The organism is Xylanibacillus composti (assembly GCF_018403685.1).
In the GTDB taxonomy this organism is placed as follows: Bacteria; Bacillota; Bacilli; order Paenibacillales; family K13; genus Xylanibacillus; species Xylanibacillus composti.
The window spans coordinates 49,223-64,318 of record NZ_BOVK01000016.1 but is presented as its reverse complement, the minus strand read 5'-3'; the positions used below and the strand labels follow the sequence as shown (position 1 = coordinate 64,318).

Annotated in this window: 16 protein-coding genes; all 16 read left to right on the top strand. The window is 52.4% G+C overall.

The window, feature by feature from the left end:
* Positions 1 to 28: 28 nt before the first annotated feature.
* A complete protein-coding gene (flhA, locus tag XYCOK13_RS07210; protein ID WP_213411224.1) occupies positions 29 to 2,062 on the top strand; it encodes a flagellar biosynthesis protein FlhA in 2,034 nt (677 codons plus the stop codon).
* Entirely contained in the window at positions 2,059 to 3,369 is a 1,311-nt protein-coding gene (flhF, locus tag XYCOK13_RS07205) for a flagellar biosynthesis GTPase FlhF (protein WP_213411222.1), read from the top strand. The genes flhA and flhF overlap by 4 nt, the downstream gene beginning before the upstream one ends.
* Positions 3,362 to 4,237 carry a MinD/ParA family protein gene (locus XYCOK13_RS07200; protein ID WP_213411220.1) on the top strand — a complete coding sequence of 292 codons (876 nt, stop codon included), beginning with the start codon at positions 3,362 to 3,364 and terminating at the stop codon, positions 4,235 to 4,237. Before flhF ends, XYCOK13_RS07200 begins: the two co-directional genes overlap by 8 nt.
* A 58-nt stretch (positions 4,238 to 4,295) precedes the next feature.
* On the top strand, positions 4,296 to 5,378 hold the full coding sequence (locus XYCOK13_RS07195) for a protein-glutamate methylesterase/protein-glutamine glutaminase (protein ID WP_213411218.1): 1,083 nt from the start codon (positions 4,296 to 4,298) through the stop codon (positions 5,376 to 5,378).
* A 54-nt stretch (positions 5,379 to 5,432) separates the two neighbouring features.
* A complete protein-coding gene (locus XYCOK13_RS07190) occupies positions 5,433 to 7,478 on the top strand; it encodes a chemotaxis protein CheA (RefSeq protein WP_213411216.1) in 2,046 nt (681 codons plus the stop codon).
* A 46-nt stretch (positions 7,479 to 7,524) separates the two neighbouring features.
* Positions 7,525 to 7,986, top strand: a complete 462-nt coding sequence (locus XYCOK13_RS07185) for a chemotaxis protein CheW (protein ID WP_213411213.1) — start codon at positions 7,525 to 7,527, stop codon at positions 7,984 to 7,986.
* Positions 7,987 to 8,018: 32 nt separating this feature from the next.
* Entirely contained in the window at positions 8,019 to 8,609 is a 591-nt protein-coding gene (locus tag XYCOK13_RS07180) for a chemotaxis protein CheC (RefSeq protein WP_213411356.1), read from the top strand.
* Complete coding sequence (locus tag XYCOK13_RS07175; protein WP_213411211.1) at positions 8,606 to 9,103, top strand: chemotaxis protein CheD; 498 nt, start codon at positions 8,606 to 8,608, stop codon at positions 9,101 to 9,103. Before XYCOK13_RS07180 ends, XYCOK13_RS07175 begins: the two co-directional genes overlap by 4 nt.
* A 3-nt stretch (positions 9,104 to 9,106) precedes the next feature.
* Positions 9,107 to 9,526, top strand: a complete 420-nt coding sequence (locus XYCOK13_RS07170; RefSeq protein ID WP_213411210.1) for a hypothetical protein — start codon at positions 9,107 to 9,109, stop codon at positions 9,524 to 9,526.
* A 15-nt stretch (positions 9,527 to 9,541) separates the two neighbouring features.
* On the top strand, positions 9,542 to 10,327 hold the full coding sequence (locus XYCOK13_RS07165) for a FliA/WhiG family RNA polymerase sigma factor (protein ID WP_213411208.1): 786 nt from the start codon (positions 9,542 to 9,544) through the stop codon (positions 10,325 to 10,327).
* Positions 10,328 to 10,349: 22 nt separating this feature from the next.
* Positions 10,350 to 11,756: a flagellar assembly protein A gene (locus tag XYCOK13_RS07160; RefSeq protein ID WP_213411206.1), complete on the top strand. Its 1,407-nt coding sequence runs from the start codon at positions 10,350 to 10,352 to the stop codon at positions 11,754 to 11,756.
* Positions 11,757 to 11,800: 44 nt separating this feature from the next.
* Positions 11,801 to 12,127, top strand: a complete 327-nt coding sequence (locus tag XYCOK13_RS07155; protein WP_213411205.1) for a hypothetical protein — start codon at positions 11,801 to 11,803, stop codon at positions 12,125 to 12,127.
* A gap of 46 nt (positions 12,128 to 12,173) precedes the next feature.
* The gene (locus tag XYCOK13_RS07150; protein WP_213411203.1) at positions 12,174 to 12,743 is read left to right on the top strand and encodes a DUF6115 domain-containing protein; all 570 of its coding nucleotides are present in this window, start codon (positions 12,174 to 12,176) and stop codon (positions 12,741 to 12,743) included.
* Positions 12,730 to 13,209, top strand: coding sequence for a hypothetical protein (locus tag XYCOK13_RS07145; RefSeq protein WP_213411202.1), 480 nt, complete (start codon positions 12,730 to 12,732; stop codon positions 13,207 to 13,209). The genes XYCOK13_RS07150 and XYCOK13_RS07145 overlap by 14 nt, the downstream gene beginning before the upstream one ends.
* 241 nt (positions 13,210 to 13,450) lie before the next feature.
* Positions 13,451 to 14,149, top strand: a complete 699-nt coding sequence (gene rpsB / locus XYCOK13_RS07140; RefSeq protein ID WP_213411201.1) for a 30S ribosomal protein S2 — start codon at positions 13,451 to 13,453, stop codon at positions 14,147 to 14,149.
* 114 nt (positions 14,150 to 14,263) lie between these two features.
* Positions 14,264 to 14,914 (top strand): translation elongation factor Ts, encoded by a 651-nt coding sequence (gene tsf / locus XYCOK13_RS07135; RefSeq protein ID WP_213411200.1) that lies wholly within the window; start codon positions 14,264 to 14,266, stop codon positions 14,912 to 14,914.
* The last annotated feature ends 182 nt before the right edge of the window (positions 14,915 to 15,096 follow it).

Here is a 15,096-nt window from a genome sequence, read left to right as displayed (position 1 = left end):
TCGATGGGAAGCAGGGAGGGGCGAATCGGTGAAAGTTAGAGATCTGTTAGTGTTGGTAGGCATTATTGGGATCGTCATGATGATGGTGGTTCCGGTGCCGATTCTGCTTCTGGACATTTTGCTCATCATCAACATTTCGCTTGCTCTGATCATTATTCTCGTTGCGATGAATATGACGGACGCACTGCAGTTCTCGATTTTTCCCGCGCTGCTGCTGATCACAACACTGTTCAGGTTGGCGCTTAACGTTTCGTCAACCCGAAATATATTGGCGCACGCTGAAGCCGGCACAGTTATTGAGACGTTCGGCACATTCGTGGCCGGCGGGGAAATCGTAATCGGTTTTATCGTGTTTCTCATTCTAGTAATTGTGCAGTTTATCGTCATTACGAAGGGCTCGGAGCGGGTTGCAGAGGTCGCGGCAAGATTTACGCTGGATGCCATGCCGGGCAAGCAAATGAGCATTGACGCAGACTTGAACGCAGGCTTGATCAATGAACAGCAAGCCAAGGAACGCCGGGAAAAGATTGAGCGGGAAGCGGATTTCTACGGCGCAATGGACGGTGCCAGCAAATTCGTAAAGGGCGATGCCATAGCCGCGATCATCATGCTGATTATTAACTTGTTGGGCGGATTCGTCGTCGGCATGGTCGTACATGGCATGTCCTTCGGCGAGTCGCTGAGCAGGTATTCCATTCTGACCATTGGCGATGGCTTGGTGAGCCAAATTCCGGCTTTGCTCATTTCCTCAGCTGCCGGTCTAATTGTGACGAGAGCGGCTTCAGAAGGAAACCTTGCACACGATCTGAGCTCTCAAATTTTTGTTAATCCAAAGCTGCTGTATATTGTTGCGGCTACTATTGCCGGGCTCGGCTTGTTTACCCCTATCGATTTCTTTACAACGTTGATTATTGCCGGAGTGCTGGCGTACGCTGCTTATCGCCTGCAAAAGACACTTGCGCAAAAGCAGTTCGAGGACGAGACGATGGAGGAGGAACAGGAAATCGAGGAAGTCCGAAGCCCGGAAAGCGTAGTCGGATTGCTCAAGGTCGATCCTATTGAATTTGAATTCGGATACGGCCTGATTCCCTTGGCGGATACGCAGCAGGGCGGGGATTTGCTGGACCGGATCATTATGATCCGCCGTCAATGCGCATTAGAGCTGGGGATTGTCGTCCCGGTTATCCGCATTCGCGATAATATTCAATTGCGGCCCAACGAGTATGTGATCAAAATTAAAGGAAATACCGTTGCGCGCGGCGAATTATTACTGAATCACTACTTGGCCATGAGTTCGGGAGTCGACGACGATTCTGTAACCGGCATTGAAACGACAGAGCCCGCCTTCGGCTTGCCTGCCATGTGGGTGGATGAGTCGAACAAGGAGCGGGCGGAGCTAGCGGGATATACGATTGTTGATCCGCCGTCTGTCGTAGCCACCCATTTGACAGAGATTATCAAACGTCACGCTCATGAACTGCTGGGACGCCAGGAAACGCAAGCGCTGGTCGACAATTTGAAGGAAAGCTACCCGGCTTTGGTCAACGAGCTGATTCCGAATCAGCTGTCGCTTGGCGAAGTGCAAAAAGTGCTCATGAAGCTGCTTAAGGAAAAAATTTCGATCCGCGATTTGGTCACGATATTTGAAACCATGGCCGATTATTCCAGTTATACGAAAGACCCCGACGTATTGACAGAATATGTGCGTCAAGCGCTGTCCCGCCAGATCACTCAGCAGTTCTCGGGCATGCAAAGTTCATTGAAAGTCATTACGGTAGGTCCTTCGCTGGAGAAGCGCATTGCGGAGTCGGTGCAGCAAACCGATCAGGGCTCGTACCTGGCCATGGACCCGACCATGTCGCAGCAAATTTACTCGCGGATGAATGAGCAGATCAACAAGCTGATGCAGATGGGCGAACAGCCAATTATCTTGGTGTCCCCTACAATCCGGATGTATTTGCGGCAGCTGACAGAGCGCGTCTTCCAGGATGTGCCCGTCTTGTCCTATAACGAGCTGGAACCCAGTATTGAAATTCAAAGCGTCGGGGTGGTTAATGTATGAGGGTCAAACGTTATGTCGTGGATACGATGCCGGATGCGCTTGGCCAAATTCGCAGCGAGCTCGGGAAGGAAGCGGTCATCCTCAATACGAAGGAAATTCGTTCCGGCGGTTTTCTCGGGTTGTTCGCCAAGCGGAAGATTGAAGTGATTGCCGCGGTGGACGAGTCCAAGAAACAGCCGGAGCGGAAGGCCTCTTCCCATTCACAGGGAGTCAGGGCTGCAGTGCCCAAGCACAACCCATATAAGGAACACAGTCTGGTAATGCAGCACGAGGCCGACCCAGTGCAGCATCCCCCAATCGCCCAGGCGGCGGTTGCTACGTTGGAGCCCCGGCAGGAGCCGGCGCAGTTCGGAAGAGCATCCGCTCCGCAGTTGAGCGCGGCCGATCAAGCGGTGCGTCCTGCCGCAGCGAGGAATGAGACGACAACCGATTCTCTGCTGGAGGAAATGCAGGTCATGAAAGGCTTGCTCGCCCAGCTGAGCCGGGATATGAATCGAAGCGGCGAGCCTGTATTGGCAGGCTGGGATGCGGTGCGTGAACGGCTGGAGGAGCAGGAATTCGATGGGCAGTGGATTCAGACGATGTGCGACGAATACCGTGTTCATCTGCAGGAGAACGGCTTGGAATCGAGTGAGGAGCAGGCAAGGTCTTGGACGCGCGCGTATTTGTTGAATTTTTTGGAGCAAGCGGACGTCAAGGGTATTCAAAGCGATACGAAGGTTGTGCAATTTGTAGGCCCGACCGGAGTAGGCAAGACGACTTCGATCGCCAAGCTCGCAGCCGAGCAGTCACTTAAGCTCCAGCGACGCGTCGGCTTTATCACTGCGGACACGTATCGAATTGCGGCAGTCGAACAGTTGAAGACTTACGCCACGATTCTGAACGTTCCTCTCGAGGTTGTCTTCTCGCCGCTCGAAGTGCGCAAGGCCTTCGAGCAGCTGAGAGAGTGCGATGTCATCTTCATGGATACGGCCGGGAGAAACTACCGCAATGAGCTGTTTGTCTCTGAGCTGAACAGCCTGCTCAATGCGCATCGTCCTTCCGAAACGTATTTGGTTATGAGCCTGACGACCAAGTTCAAGGATATGAAGGCGATCGCTGACAATTTCGCAAAATTTCATATTGATCGTCTGCTGTTGACGAAGATGGACGAGACCGATACATACGGCTCGGTCTTCAACTTGCTTCGCACTTATCCGGTATCGCTGTCCTATATGACCAATGGACAAAACGTGCCGGATGATATTATTCCATTCAACCCTTCGCAGATCGTAGACCTCGTATTGGGAGCTGGCAGCCATGAATGATCAAGCTCAGGGATTAAGGGACTTGGTACAGACGCGTGAAGCAGGCGTGCGCGAGACACGAGTCATCACGGTCACGAGCGGCAAAGGGGGCGTAGGCAAGTCCAACTTCACATTGAACTTCGCGATCGGTCTGCAAAAGCGCGGTTACAAGGTGCTTGTATTCGATGCAGATATTGGACTGGCGAACATTGATGTGTTGATGGGCGTGACCCCCAAGTACAATTTGTACCATCTGCTCAAGAGAGAAAAGACTATAAGTGAAATTATTTACAATGGCTATCATGGCCTTCAATTTATAGCAGGCGGCTCGGGATTTAATGATTTGATTCGCTTGTCGGACGATGAGGTTCAATACTTCTCCAAGGAAGTAGAGCAGTTGAACGGCCAGGTGGATTACATATTGTTCGACACCGGAGCCGGGTTGACGAAAGAAACAATGGCCTTCATATTGGCAGCGCAGGAAACGATCGTTGTTACCACTCCGGAGCCGACCTCGATAACGGATGCCTATGCCATCATCAAGATGGTTACCAATATGAACCATCGCATTGATTTCAAGCTGGTGGTGAACCGCTCCGGGGATGAGAGGGAAGGGAAGCAAACTGCTGAAAAAATCACGCTTGTCTCGCAGAAGTTTCTGAATTTGCCCATCTCCACGTTGGGCTATGTGACGGATGACGCGCTTGTGTCCAAATCGGTGAAACGCCAGATTCCCTTTACGATTGCGTATCCGAATTGCTCCGCTTCGCGCAGCATCGATGCTTTGGTCAGCCGCTATTTGCAGGAGGAGCTTCGCAGCCGAAAAGCCGTAGCCGAAGGACAAGGGGTGAAGGGCTTCCTCAGTCGAATGTTCCGGTTGGTGAAATAACAGTTACATTACTCCCTGCACCATGAACGTTACTACTTTGTTCAAGAGGAGGATGCCGATGGAAAAGCTTCAGGTATTGGTCGTGGATGATTCGGCTTTTATGCGGAAGATGATATCGGATTTGCTAAATGAGCATCCCCGGTTGACCGTTCAGGCTACGGCCCGAAACGGCAAGGAGGCTATCGAGAAGACGATGGCCCTGAAGCCGGATGTCATTACGTTGGATGTGGAAATGCCAGAGATGAACGGGCTTGAGGCGTTGAAGGCCATCATGAATGAAATGCCGACACCGGTTGTCATGTTAAGCAGCTTGACTGATGCGGGGGCAAAGGAAACGATCGAGGCGCTGCAGATTGGGGCAGTCGATTTTATTCAGAAGCCTTCCGGATCCATTTCGCTCGATCTGCACAAGGTGCGGGAATTGCTTCATGAGAAAGTAATAGCGGCGGCGACAACGCAGGTGAAGCGTCTCGCCAAGCCGTCCAAGCTGCCCAAGCCGTCCAAGCCGCCCTCAAGCTTGCCGCAGCAGGAGCCGGCAGGACGCAAGCCGGGTCTGCGCATGTCATTCTCGCATCTTGTAGCGATTGGGACTTCGACAGGCGGCCCGCGTGCCCTGCAGCAGCTCTTGACTGGCATACCCGAGAATTTTCCGGCACCGATCCTGATCGTTCAACATATGCCGCCCAAATTTACCCAATCGCTGGCACAGCGCTTGAATGCGGTGTGCAGGATAACGGTTGTGGAAGCCGAGGAGGGCATGCCATTATCAGCCGGAATGGCCTATATCGCACCGGGAGGCTGGCATATGGGGGTTCGGGAAAAGGGCGATAACCGTTATACGATCAGGCTTAACAAGGACTCTCCGCGATCCGGGCATCGCCCGTCCGTTGATGCCCTTTACGAATCACTGCTTCCTCTGCGTCAGCTTACGCTGCATGCCGTTCTTCTGACGGGAATGGGAAGCGACGGGGCGAGAGGCATGAAGGCCTTATTGGACGCAGGTGCGGCTACGACAATTGCCGAATCAGAGGAAACAAGCGTGATCTATGGCATGCCTCGATCTGCTGTTGAACTGAATGCGGCTACCTGCGTGCTTCCGTTGCATGACATTGCATCGAAGCTGGTACGCATTACCCAATAGACAACATGTTTGCAAACAAGCCTTGCTTGTATTCAGACTAGGAGGTGCAGGATCGTGGAAGTAAATCAATATTTAAGCATGTTTATTGACGAGTCCAAGGATCATCTTCAAGCGATGAACGACAACCTGCTTGCCCTGGAAAATGCGCCGGACGACATATCGATCGTTCAGCATATTTTTCGGTCGGCGCATACGCTCAAAGGCATGTCGGCTACGATGGGGTTCGAGGACTTGGCCCACCTGACGCATGAGATGGAGAATGTGCTGGATCTGCTGCGAAACCACAAGCTGACCATGGACGAGTTCATCTTTGACGTGCTGTTCAAAGGTTTGGACAGTCTGGAAGCGATGGTGTACGACATCATCGAAGGAGGAAGCGGCAAATCCGACGTTTCTGACCTGGTGAGAAACCTGCAGAGCATCGTGTCTGGCGACTACAAGTCGCAAAGCGGTCCGCAGGCGTCGGCCGCACCGGTGAAGAGCGAGGAAGCGTCCAGCTTTGATCTCGATGAATTTCAGATTTCCATACTGGAGCAGTCGATGGAGCAGGGGATGCTGGCTTATTCCATACAGGTAGGGATTCGCGAAGACTGCGTGCTAAAGGCAGCCCGGGCCTACATGGTATTTGAAGCGCTGGAGCAGAACGGCGAGGTCATCAAGTCGTCCCCTAGCGTACAAGATATCGAGAATGAGAAATTTGACCGGAGCTTTTCCGTCTACTATATTACAGGACTGGATCAGGAAGCGCTGACCGGATTGGTCGGCAATGTCTCCGAGATTGAGAGCGTACAGGCGACCCAATTGACTGCCGAGAGCTTGAAGCAGTTGCAGCAAAGCAAGCAGCAAAGGGAAGAGGAACAGAAATCTGTGCAAGCGGCAGCCGGGGATTCATCCGCGGCCGAGAGCAAGGCAGGGCGACAGGCGCAAGGCGCTCCAGCTGCGAAAGTGGCCAATCGTACGATTCGTGTCGATATTGAGCGGCTTGATGTATTGATGAATTTGTTCAGCGAACTGTTGATTGATCGCGTTCGCCTGGAATCGCTCGCGGAGGAGATCCGCAGAAATGAATTGACGGAAACGGTGGAGCACATGGCACGGGTCAGCTCCGATTTGCAGAATATCGTGCTTAAGCTGCGCATGGTTCCGGTAGAGTCCGTATTTAACCGCTTCCCGCGGATGATTCGGGATATTTCCAAAACATTGGAGAAAAAAGTGGAGCTGGAAATAACCGGCGCGGATACAGAGCTGGATCGCACCGTTATTGACGAGATTGGCGACCCGCTGGTGCACCTGCTGCGCAACTCCGTCGACCACGGTGTTGAACTGCCGAACGAGCGGGTGAGCAATGGGAAGCCGGAGACGGGAACGATTCACCTTCGCGCTTTTCATTCCGGCAATCATGTGTTTATTGAGATTGAGGATGACGGAAAGGGCATCGATCGCCATAAGGTGCTGAAGACGGCGATCAAGAACAATGTCGTTACCGAGCAGCAGGCGCAATCGATGGAGGATACGGAGGTTTACCAGCTTTTGTTCGCTTCGGGCTTCAGCACGGCGGACAAAATCTCCGATATTTCAGGACGCGGGGTCGGTCTGGACGTTGTCAAATCGAAAATTGAGCAGCTAGGCGGTCAAGTATCAGTCGAATCCAAGCTTGGTGTCGGCACCAAATTTTCCATTCAGCTGCCTCTTACGCTGTCCATCATATCAGCTATGCTGATTCGGGTCGGCGATGAGAAATATGCGGTCCCGCTTTCTTCCATCGTGGAGACTATGGCCATCGCTCCGGACAAGGTCCGCCGAGTTCACGGCAACCCGATGATCGATTATCGGGAAGGCGTGATTCCGCTCGTGTCGCTAAAGGAAGTGTTCGAATGTCCAGACTCCGCTGCGGACAAACCGGAAGATCTGAATCTCGTGATCGTACGCAAAGGAGACAAGGTCATTTCGCTTGAAGTGGACGAGTTCATCGGACAGCAGGAAATTGTGTTGAAATCGATCGGCAAGTATTTGACGAATTTGTTTGGCATATCCGGCGCTACCATTTTGGGAGACGGGCAAGTATCGCTGATTATTGATCCGAACGCTCTGTTCAAGTAAGCTTCCGTGTACAAGCTACACGATCCAATGCGAGGAGGTACATACCATGGGAGAAGAATTGAAGGTCATTGTATTTTCATTAGGGCAAGAGGAGTACGGCGTAGAGGTTGACAAAGTGCGGACAATTGAGCGAATGGTGCCGATGACACGCGTGCCCAAAACGCCCGATTTCGTGAAGGGCGTCATTAATCTAAGAGGTGTGGTCACCCCGGTAATCGATTTGCGGGGCCGATTCGGGATAGAAGAGGCGGCTTACACCGAGAGCACCCGCATTGTGATCGTGGCCTATGGAGAGTTGGAAGTCGGGATGATTGTAGATGCGGCCAACGATGTGCTGGATGTCAACACCGACAACATTGAAGATCCGCCAGAGGTTGTAGGCGGCATCAAGGCGAAATATTTGCGCGGCGTTGCGAAGGTGGGAGAAGATCGCCTGTTGATTCTCTTGAATTTGGAAGAGGTTCTGAACAAAAGCGAAATCATTCAGCTCGAGCAGCTGGAGGAGTAGCGCACGTGTTCGAACATTTGGCCGATTTTCAGATGGATGTATTGAAGGAAGTGGGCAATATCGGCGCAGGCAATGCGGCGACGGCATTGTCCAAGCTGCTGGACAAGCCGGTCGATATGCAGGTTCCGAAGGTCAACCTGCTGCCCTTCGAGGCGATTACGAATATTGTCGGCGGATCGGAACAAGTTGTGATTGCCATCTTCCTGCGCGTCGTCGGCGATGCGCCCGGCAATATGTTTTTCGTCATTCAGCCTGCCTCCGCGAAGAAACTGCTGGAGCGGATCGCCGGTCTGGAGATAGAGGAGGAAGAGGACCGCTTCTCGGAGATGGAGTATTCGGCTTTGCACGAAATCGGCAATATCCTTGCGGGTTCCTACTTGTCTTCCCTCGCCGACTTTACCAAACTGTCGCTTCAGCCAACTGTGCCCTCGTTGGCTGTCGATATGGCAGGCGCCATCCTGAGCTTTGGTTTGATGGAGTACGGGGCGATGGGAGACCGCGCGCTTCTTATTGATACGAAATTTTTGGAAGGGCAGGATGCTGTGGAAGGACATTTTTTCCTTATTCCAGATCCCGAATCATTCGGCAAAATGTTCGCTGCCTTGGGAGTACCTGTTGAATGACCAGTTTAAGTACAGTAAAAGTTGGCATGGCTGATTTGGGCGTATTAGTTGGGGCGGGCAGTCTGAAGACGACAGGACTCGGTTCTTGCGTCGGACTTACCTTGCATGATCCGGTCGCTCGTGTTTCCGGCATGGCGCACATTATGCTGCCGACTTCAAGCATTGCACGCGAGGGCAGCAATCTGAACAAAGCAAAGTATGCCGATACGGCAATTCCGGAATTGATTGATCGCATGCAGAAGTCAGGGGCGATGACGTCCCGCATGGTGGGCAAGATGGCCGGCGGCGCGCAGATGTTTGCTTTTGCCGCAACGAGCGAATCGATGCGCATCGGTCCGAGAAATGTTGAAAGCTGCAAAGCCATTTTGGCTGAGTACGGCATTCCCTTGAAGGGCGAAGACACGGGGGGCAATTACGGCAGAACCATTGAGTTATTGGGCGATACGGGGATTCTTATTATCCGTAGCGTGAATCAACACATAAAGGAATTGTAGGATATGCATGGAACGATAAGATGGAATTTTGCATTTGGCGGGGCAGGCGCGGTGCTGACATTGCTCATCTCCATGCCTCATAATGTCTGGTTTACAGCAATGACTCGAAGTGTATATGCATTTGTCATTTTCTTTCTGCTCACCTTTCTCATCCGGTGGTGGCTGGGGTTCATTGCAGCGGCAGCGAACGCCGCTGCCGCTGCAGATGGGGAAGCCCATTATTCCGGCGTAGGCAGACAGATTGACTTGCAGACGCCAGAGGAAGCGGAATTTCCTCCTGCTTCGCGGCAATCAGAAGGAGGAAGCGGGCAGAGTGAAGGGGAAGATCCGTTTCAGCCCTTAAATCCTCCCAAACTGGTGAGCAAGCCTGAGCAGACGCCAGCGGAAATGGCAAATGCGGTTCGACGTATGACAGAAGAGTAAGGACGGTGAAATCCCATGCCGCAGCAGGAAACGCGCCTCTCCCACCTTCCCGAATGGAAAGCATGGAAGGAAGAGGGCGATATCGATGCCAAGAAAATGTTGATCGAGCAGTATTTGCCGCTCGTAGACTATGTGGTGAATCGTTTGGCAGTTGGTCTTCCGCGTAATGTGTCACGGGACGATCTGTCGAGCCATGGTGTCATGGGTTTGATTGATGCGATAGAAAAATTCGATCCCGGCAGAGGTTTGCAATTCGAGACGTACGCCTCTTGGCGAATCCGGGGTTCTATTATAGACGGGCTGCGGCAGAACGATTGGGTGCCGCGCTCGGTGCGGGAAAAGGCCAAAAAACTGGAGGAAGCTTACCAGACTTTGGAGCAGACCTATTTGCGATCCGTAACGGATGCGGAGATTTGCGCTCATCTCGGCTTGAATGAGCAGGAATTGCAGCAAATGCTGCAGGATGTCTCGGTGACCACGATTTGCTCGCTGGAGGATCCCATCAAGGATGAGGAAGCCGAAACCCGCATTCAGCTATTGATTGACGATAAGGCAAAAAAGCCGGAAGACGCCGTACACCATGTTTTTTTAAGGGAGGAACTGGCCAAGGCCATCGACAAATTGACGGAGAAAGAACGTACGGTGGTCTCCCTACTCTATTACGAGGATTTGTCCTTAACCGAAATTGCAGAAGTAATGTCCTTGACGCCGTCGCGCATTTCACAACTCCACTCCAAAGCAATGATGCGGCTCAGGGGCACCTTAAATCGAGCCAAGACCTTATTGTTTCATGAACAATAAAGCTTGAGCAGGAGGTGGCGACATGGCAAACCCATATCCGATTGACCACTATGTGAGCATCGTGCTGGAAGAGGACAAACTGAAGGCTTACGTGCAGTTTACCAACATCGACGAGCAGTTCACCCTTACGAAGGAGGAGCTGCTGTCTGTGTTGAAAGCGCATCACATTGTGTATGGGATACGGCATGAGGCTCTGACCGAAATTGTAGAGAAGCTGCCTGAATACCTCTACAAGCGTACGCTCATTGCAGAAGGAGACCGTCCTCGCGACGGGGCAGACGGATGGATTCAGATGGCCGAGGGCGTCTATCACGAGGAGAAGGGCGGTCCCGGCAAACAGGAGGACGGAAAAGTCGACTTCAAGCAGGTGAGGCAAATTAACAATGTCCGGAAGGGGGAATTGATTGCAACGCGCGTGAGCGCCGAGGAAGGAAAAGCCGGAAGAAGCGTGACCGGCGAGGAATTGTTTGCGAAGAACGGCAAGGAAGCGTTTTTCAAAATGGGCAAAAATGTCGTAGCCGATGAAGAGAACAAGCGCCTGTTCGCTGTCATAGACGGAGTCGTCTCCAAAACGGATGGAGATAAAATCAATGTATTTCCGGTGTACGAGGTCAACGGCGATATCGATTATAGCGTCGGCAACATTGATTTCGTCGGCACCGTCGTGATCCGCGGCAACGTGCTTACCGGTTTTCGCGTCAAAGCATCTGGCGACATTCGCATCATCGGCGGAGTGGAAGGAGCGGAAATCGAAGCGGGAGGTTCCATTGAGGTGACAGCCGGGATCATGGGCCATAATAAAGGATATGTCCAGGCAGGCAAGTCGATCAAGTGCTCCTTCGTTCAGGATGCGAACTTGTCTGCAGCAGAAGATATCTTAGTATCGCAAAGCATTATGCATGCCCAGGTCAAGGCGGGAAAAAATGTGGTATGCCAGGGCAGCAAGGGCTTGATTGTGGGAGGCGTCGTCCAGGCAGGCGAAACCGTCAATGCCCGCACAATCGGCAATTCCACCTCCACGCCCACCGTCCTGGAGGTAGGGGTTCTGCCGGAGTTGCGAAACGAATTGCTGCAGCTTCGAAATGAAACGCGCGCCATTAAAGAGAATTTGGATAAGACGGAAAAGGCGCTCGGTCTGCTGGATACGATGGCTTTGCAGGGGCAGCTTTCTTCAGACAAGCTGGCCATGCGCATCAAGCTGAACAATACGAAGAAGCAGGCGCAGCTTGATTTGCAGGCTAAGAAGGAGCGCATGCTTGAAATCGAGCATTCTCTGGAGGATACGGAAAATGCGAAGGTCATTGTCACTGGCACGATCTTCAACGGATCGAAGGTTGTCATTGGCCGTTATACGCGATTTGTCAAGGAGACGTACTCGCGTGTTGTGTTTCGATTGTCGGAGGGCGACATTTCCATCGTCAATCTTTAGTGGTGAGCCGGTAATTCAGCAATATGCAAAGCGGGTGATAGGCAGTGAATTTCAAACCGATTGAACTGCAAATATCTATGCCGCGCACGACCGATGCCGGGCAACAGCAGCAGCAACTGTCGAACAAACCGGTCGCAGACCAAACGATGCTTGGCACTCAGGCGCAGCGGGAAGCGGAGAAGGACCGTACAAGAGCGGCACGGCCGGACGAAACGGCCGAGAGCAGGATACGCGATCAAAGCAAAGGAAGCGGTGGACAGGGAGACCATGCCAGAAAGGGCAAACAGCAATCCGAAGGGGATCCTGCGGGCAGCATGGAAGTGCCTGCACCGCATCCTTACAAAGGGCGTCGTTTGGACATCACGTTATGAACAGGCATCCAAACATCAAGTTTGGAAGAAATGAAGGTGGAATGGCATGGAGGCTTGGCATTATATTGTAGTACTAGGCTTGTTGTGCATCGTGTACGCCGCGCTGCTGCCCAGGCGCAGCAATGCGGAACAGACACAGGAGATCAGCAGGCAGCTTGAAGGATCGCTTGACGCATTCGCTGCTGAATTGGAAGACAGCAACAGCAAGCTGGTAGAAGCGATGACAGAAATCAAACGCACGCAAGATGCGCGCATGAACGAATTGCGGGAACGGTTGGCTTTGCAAGAACAGCGGACGATCGAAACAGAGCGGGAATTGAGGAAGGCGGAGGAACGTCTGGCAGAGGTGGAGCGACGCTTCCTGTCGATTTCAACGGCTCCGACTCTGCCCGCTGCTTCCGCTGACGAGACAAAGACAGGCGCTGCTTTCTCTGCGAGTCCGGCCGCGAAGGAAGGTCATTCCCCGATGCGGACCCGTTATGCAGAGCTGTTCGCCTTGTACGAAAGCGGAAAATCGATTGAGGCCATTGCGAAGAAGCTCGGGATGAATAAGGGCGAGGTGCAGTTGATTGTGACTTTGGCTGGTCAGGAGGAGCAGGCCGGTGTTCAAAAATAAATCATTGCTTGCAGGGCTTGGTATCGGGCTCATTGTCGGCACGCTTCTGCTGCAGACGATGACCGTTGCGGAGAGGCTGGAAAACCGGGAACCGGAACCGCAAATGTTGGATGAGGAGCAGCTTGAGCAAGCGGCGGATCGTCTGGGATTCTCTTTGGTTGTGAAGGATGCGGTCTATTATTCGGAGGACCAGCTTGCGGCGCGTGTGGAAGAAGCCCGCCAGGAAGCGATCGCGCAAGCGGAGCAGACCGTCGTGGAAAGAAAGTCATTCGTCATTGTCGCGGGCACGCGTCCGGCCAACGTGGCAGACATGCTGCTGACGCTGGGCCTGATCGAGGACAAGAATCAGTTTTTGAACGAGCTCAGGGAGCGCCGTTTAACGACTAATATCTTAAGCGGCTTGTATACGTTCGAAGGCAAGCCGGATCTCGATGAAATCATTCGGGAAATTACGCACGATTCCTAAACGTCGGACCCTTAGGGTACGGCGTTTTTTTCGATAAGTCTCAGGCTTTGTTTTTCGTTCATGCATCAGGGTTATATCGCCCAGTTGCAAGCATGGTGGACTTATGGTATATTAATTAGCGGTGTAAACACACACGCCCATCAATCCCGGCGATGGTGCTTCCTCTCGGACGGAAGTTTCGCCTTTGGGAGATGCGAGGGGCGGAGGAAAACAAAAACCAAATTAAAGGAGGTGTGTGAAGATGGCAGTCATCTCCATGAAACAGCTTCTCGAAGCTGGGGTACACTTCGGGCATCAGACCCGTCGCTGGAATCCGAAAATGGACAAATACATCTTCACCGAACGTAACGGGATTTACATTATTGACCTGCAGAAAACCGTTAAGAAAGTAGACGAAGCATACAACTTCGTGAAATCGGTCGCCGAGAACAACGGCACGATCATGTTCGTAGGAACGAAGAAGCAGGCGCAGGATTCTGTAGCAGAGGAAGCAGAACGCTGCGGCATGTTCTATATCAACCAGCGCTGGCTGGGCGGTACGCTTACGAACTTCGAGACGATCCGCAAACGGATCAACCGCTTGAAAGAGCTGGAGCGTTGGGCAGAAGACGGCACTTTCGATGTGCTTCCGAAGAAGGAAGTTATTCTGCTGAACAAGGAAAAAGCCCGTCTGGAGAAATTCCTTGGCGGCATCAAAGGCATGGAACGCTTGCCGGATGCGCTGTTCGTTATTGATCCGCGGAAAGAACGCATTGCCGTGGCAGAAGCGCGCAAGTTGGGCATTCCGATTGTAGGGATTGTAGATACCAACTGTGATCCGGACGAGATCGATTATGTAATCCCAGGCAACGACGACGCAATTCGCGCTGTCAAGCTGCTGACTTCCAAAATGGCGGACGCTGTTGTGGAAGCTCATCAAGGAGAACAAACTACAGCTTAATCGGTGACAAAGGTGAAAGGGTGGTCGGCAGGTTAATTAACCTATCACCACCCTTTTTTTACCGGGTTGTGCGAAAAAAAGATCTTGATAACCTTGAAGGAGGAAACGATACTCATGGCAGTAACTGCTCAGATGGTGAAAGAATTGCGCGAGAAGACTGGCGCCGGCATGCTGGATTGCAAAAAAGCGCTTGAAGAAGCAAATGGAGACCTTACAAAGGCATCGGAGATTCTTCGCGAGAAAGGCTTGGCTGCAGCAGCCAGCAAGGCTGGACGTGCAGCGACAGAAGGCGTGGTTGAATCTTACATACATGCGGGCGGCAGAATCGGCGTGTTGGTAGAAGTAAACTGCGAAACGGACTTTGTTGCCAAGACGGATCAATTCAAGGAATTTGTTCGCGATGTAGCGATGCAGATTGCAGCGGCAAGCCCGCGCTATGTACGCAAGGAAGACGTTCCGCAAGAGGATCTCGACAAAGAGCGTGAAATTCTTCGTGCGCAAGCCTTGAATGAAGGCAAACCGGAGAAGATTGTCGAGAAGATGGTGGAAGGACGTCTCGGCAAATATTACGAGGAGTACTGCTTGCTGGAGCAATCCTACATCAAGGACCCGGACAAAACAATCGCTCAGCTGGTGAACGAAAAAATCAGCACAATCGGGGAAAACATCTCGATCCGTCGGTTTGTTCGCTTCGAGCTTGGAGAAGGCCTGGAAAAGAAAGAAGACAACTTTGTTGAAGAGGTTATGGCGCAAGCGAAAAGATAAAATACAGGCTAAGAACGAGGCGCAGCCTTGCGCCTCTTTTTTCGGAACACCGACCGTGTTCCTTCTTTTTTAAACGGAGAAGGCCGATTGTTGGGTGTTGCGCGGCCTTCGCGCCCTCGCGCATCGGGATTGTCCTGGCCTTGCGGGATACCATGTGCGCGGGAGCCGAAAGCAATGAATAC

What these genes read in the sequence shown, in the direction of transcription:
- flhF (WP_213411222.1), top strand. Translation starts at nt 2,059, where the DNA reads ATGAGGGTCAAACGTTATGTCGTGGATACGATGCCGGATGCGCTTGGC.
- XYCOK13_RS07200 (WP_213411220.1), top strand. Translation starts at nt 3,362, where the DNA reads ATGAATGATCAAGCTCAGGGATTAAGGGACTTGGTACAGACGCGTGAA.
- XYCOK13_RS07195 (WP_213411218.1), top strand. Translation starts at nt 4,296, where the DNA reads ATGGAAAAGCTTCAGGTATTGGTCGTGGATGATTCGGCTTTTATGCGG.
- XYCOK13_RS07185 (WP_213411213.1), top strand. Translation starts at nt 7,525, where the DNA reads ATGGGAGAAGAATTGAAGGTCATTGTATTTTCATTAGGGCAAGAGGAG.
- XYCOK13_RS07180 (WP_213411356.1), top strand. Translation starts at nt 8,019, where the DNA reads ATGGATGTATTGAAGGAAGTGGGCAATATCGGCGCAGGCAATGCGGCG.
- XYCOK13_RS07175 (WP_213411211.1), top strand. Translation starts at nt 8,606, where the DNA reads ATGACCAGTTTAAGTACAGTAAAAGTTGGCATGGCTGATTTGGGCGTA.
- XYCOK13_RS07170 (WP_213411210.1), top strand. Translation starts at nt 9,107, where the DNA reads ATGCATGGAACGATAAGATGGAATTTTGCATTTGGCGGGGCAGGCGCG.
- XYCOK13_RS07165 (WP_213411208.1), top strand. Translation starts at nt 9,542, where the DNA reads ATGCCGCAGCAGGAAACGCGCCTCTCCCACCTTCCCGAATGGAAAGCA.
- XYCOK13_RS07160 (WP_213411206.1), top strand. Translation starts at nt 10,350, where the DNA reads ATGGCAAACCCATATCCGATTGACCACTATGTGAGCATCGTGCTGGAA.
- XYCOK13_RS07150 (WP_213411203.1), top strand. Translation starts at nt 12,174, where the DNA reads ATGGAGGCTTGGCATTATATTGTAGTACTAGGCTTGTTGTGCATCGTG.
- rpsB (WP_213411201.1), top strand. Translation starts at nt 13,451, where the DNA reads ATGGCAGTCATCTCCATGAAACAGCTTCTCGAAGCTGGGGTACACTTC.
- tsf (WP_213411200.1), top strand. Translation starts at nt 14,264, where the DNA reads ATGGCAGTAACTGCTCAGATGGTGAAAGAATTGCGCGAGAAGACTGGC.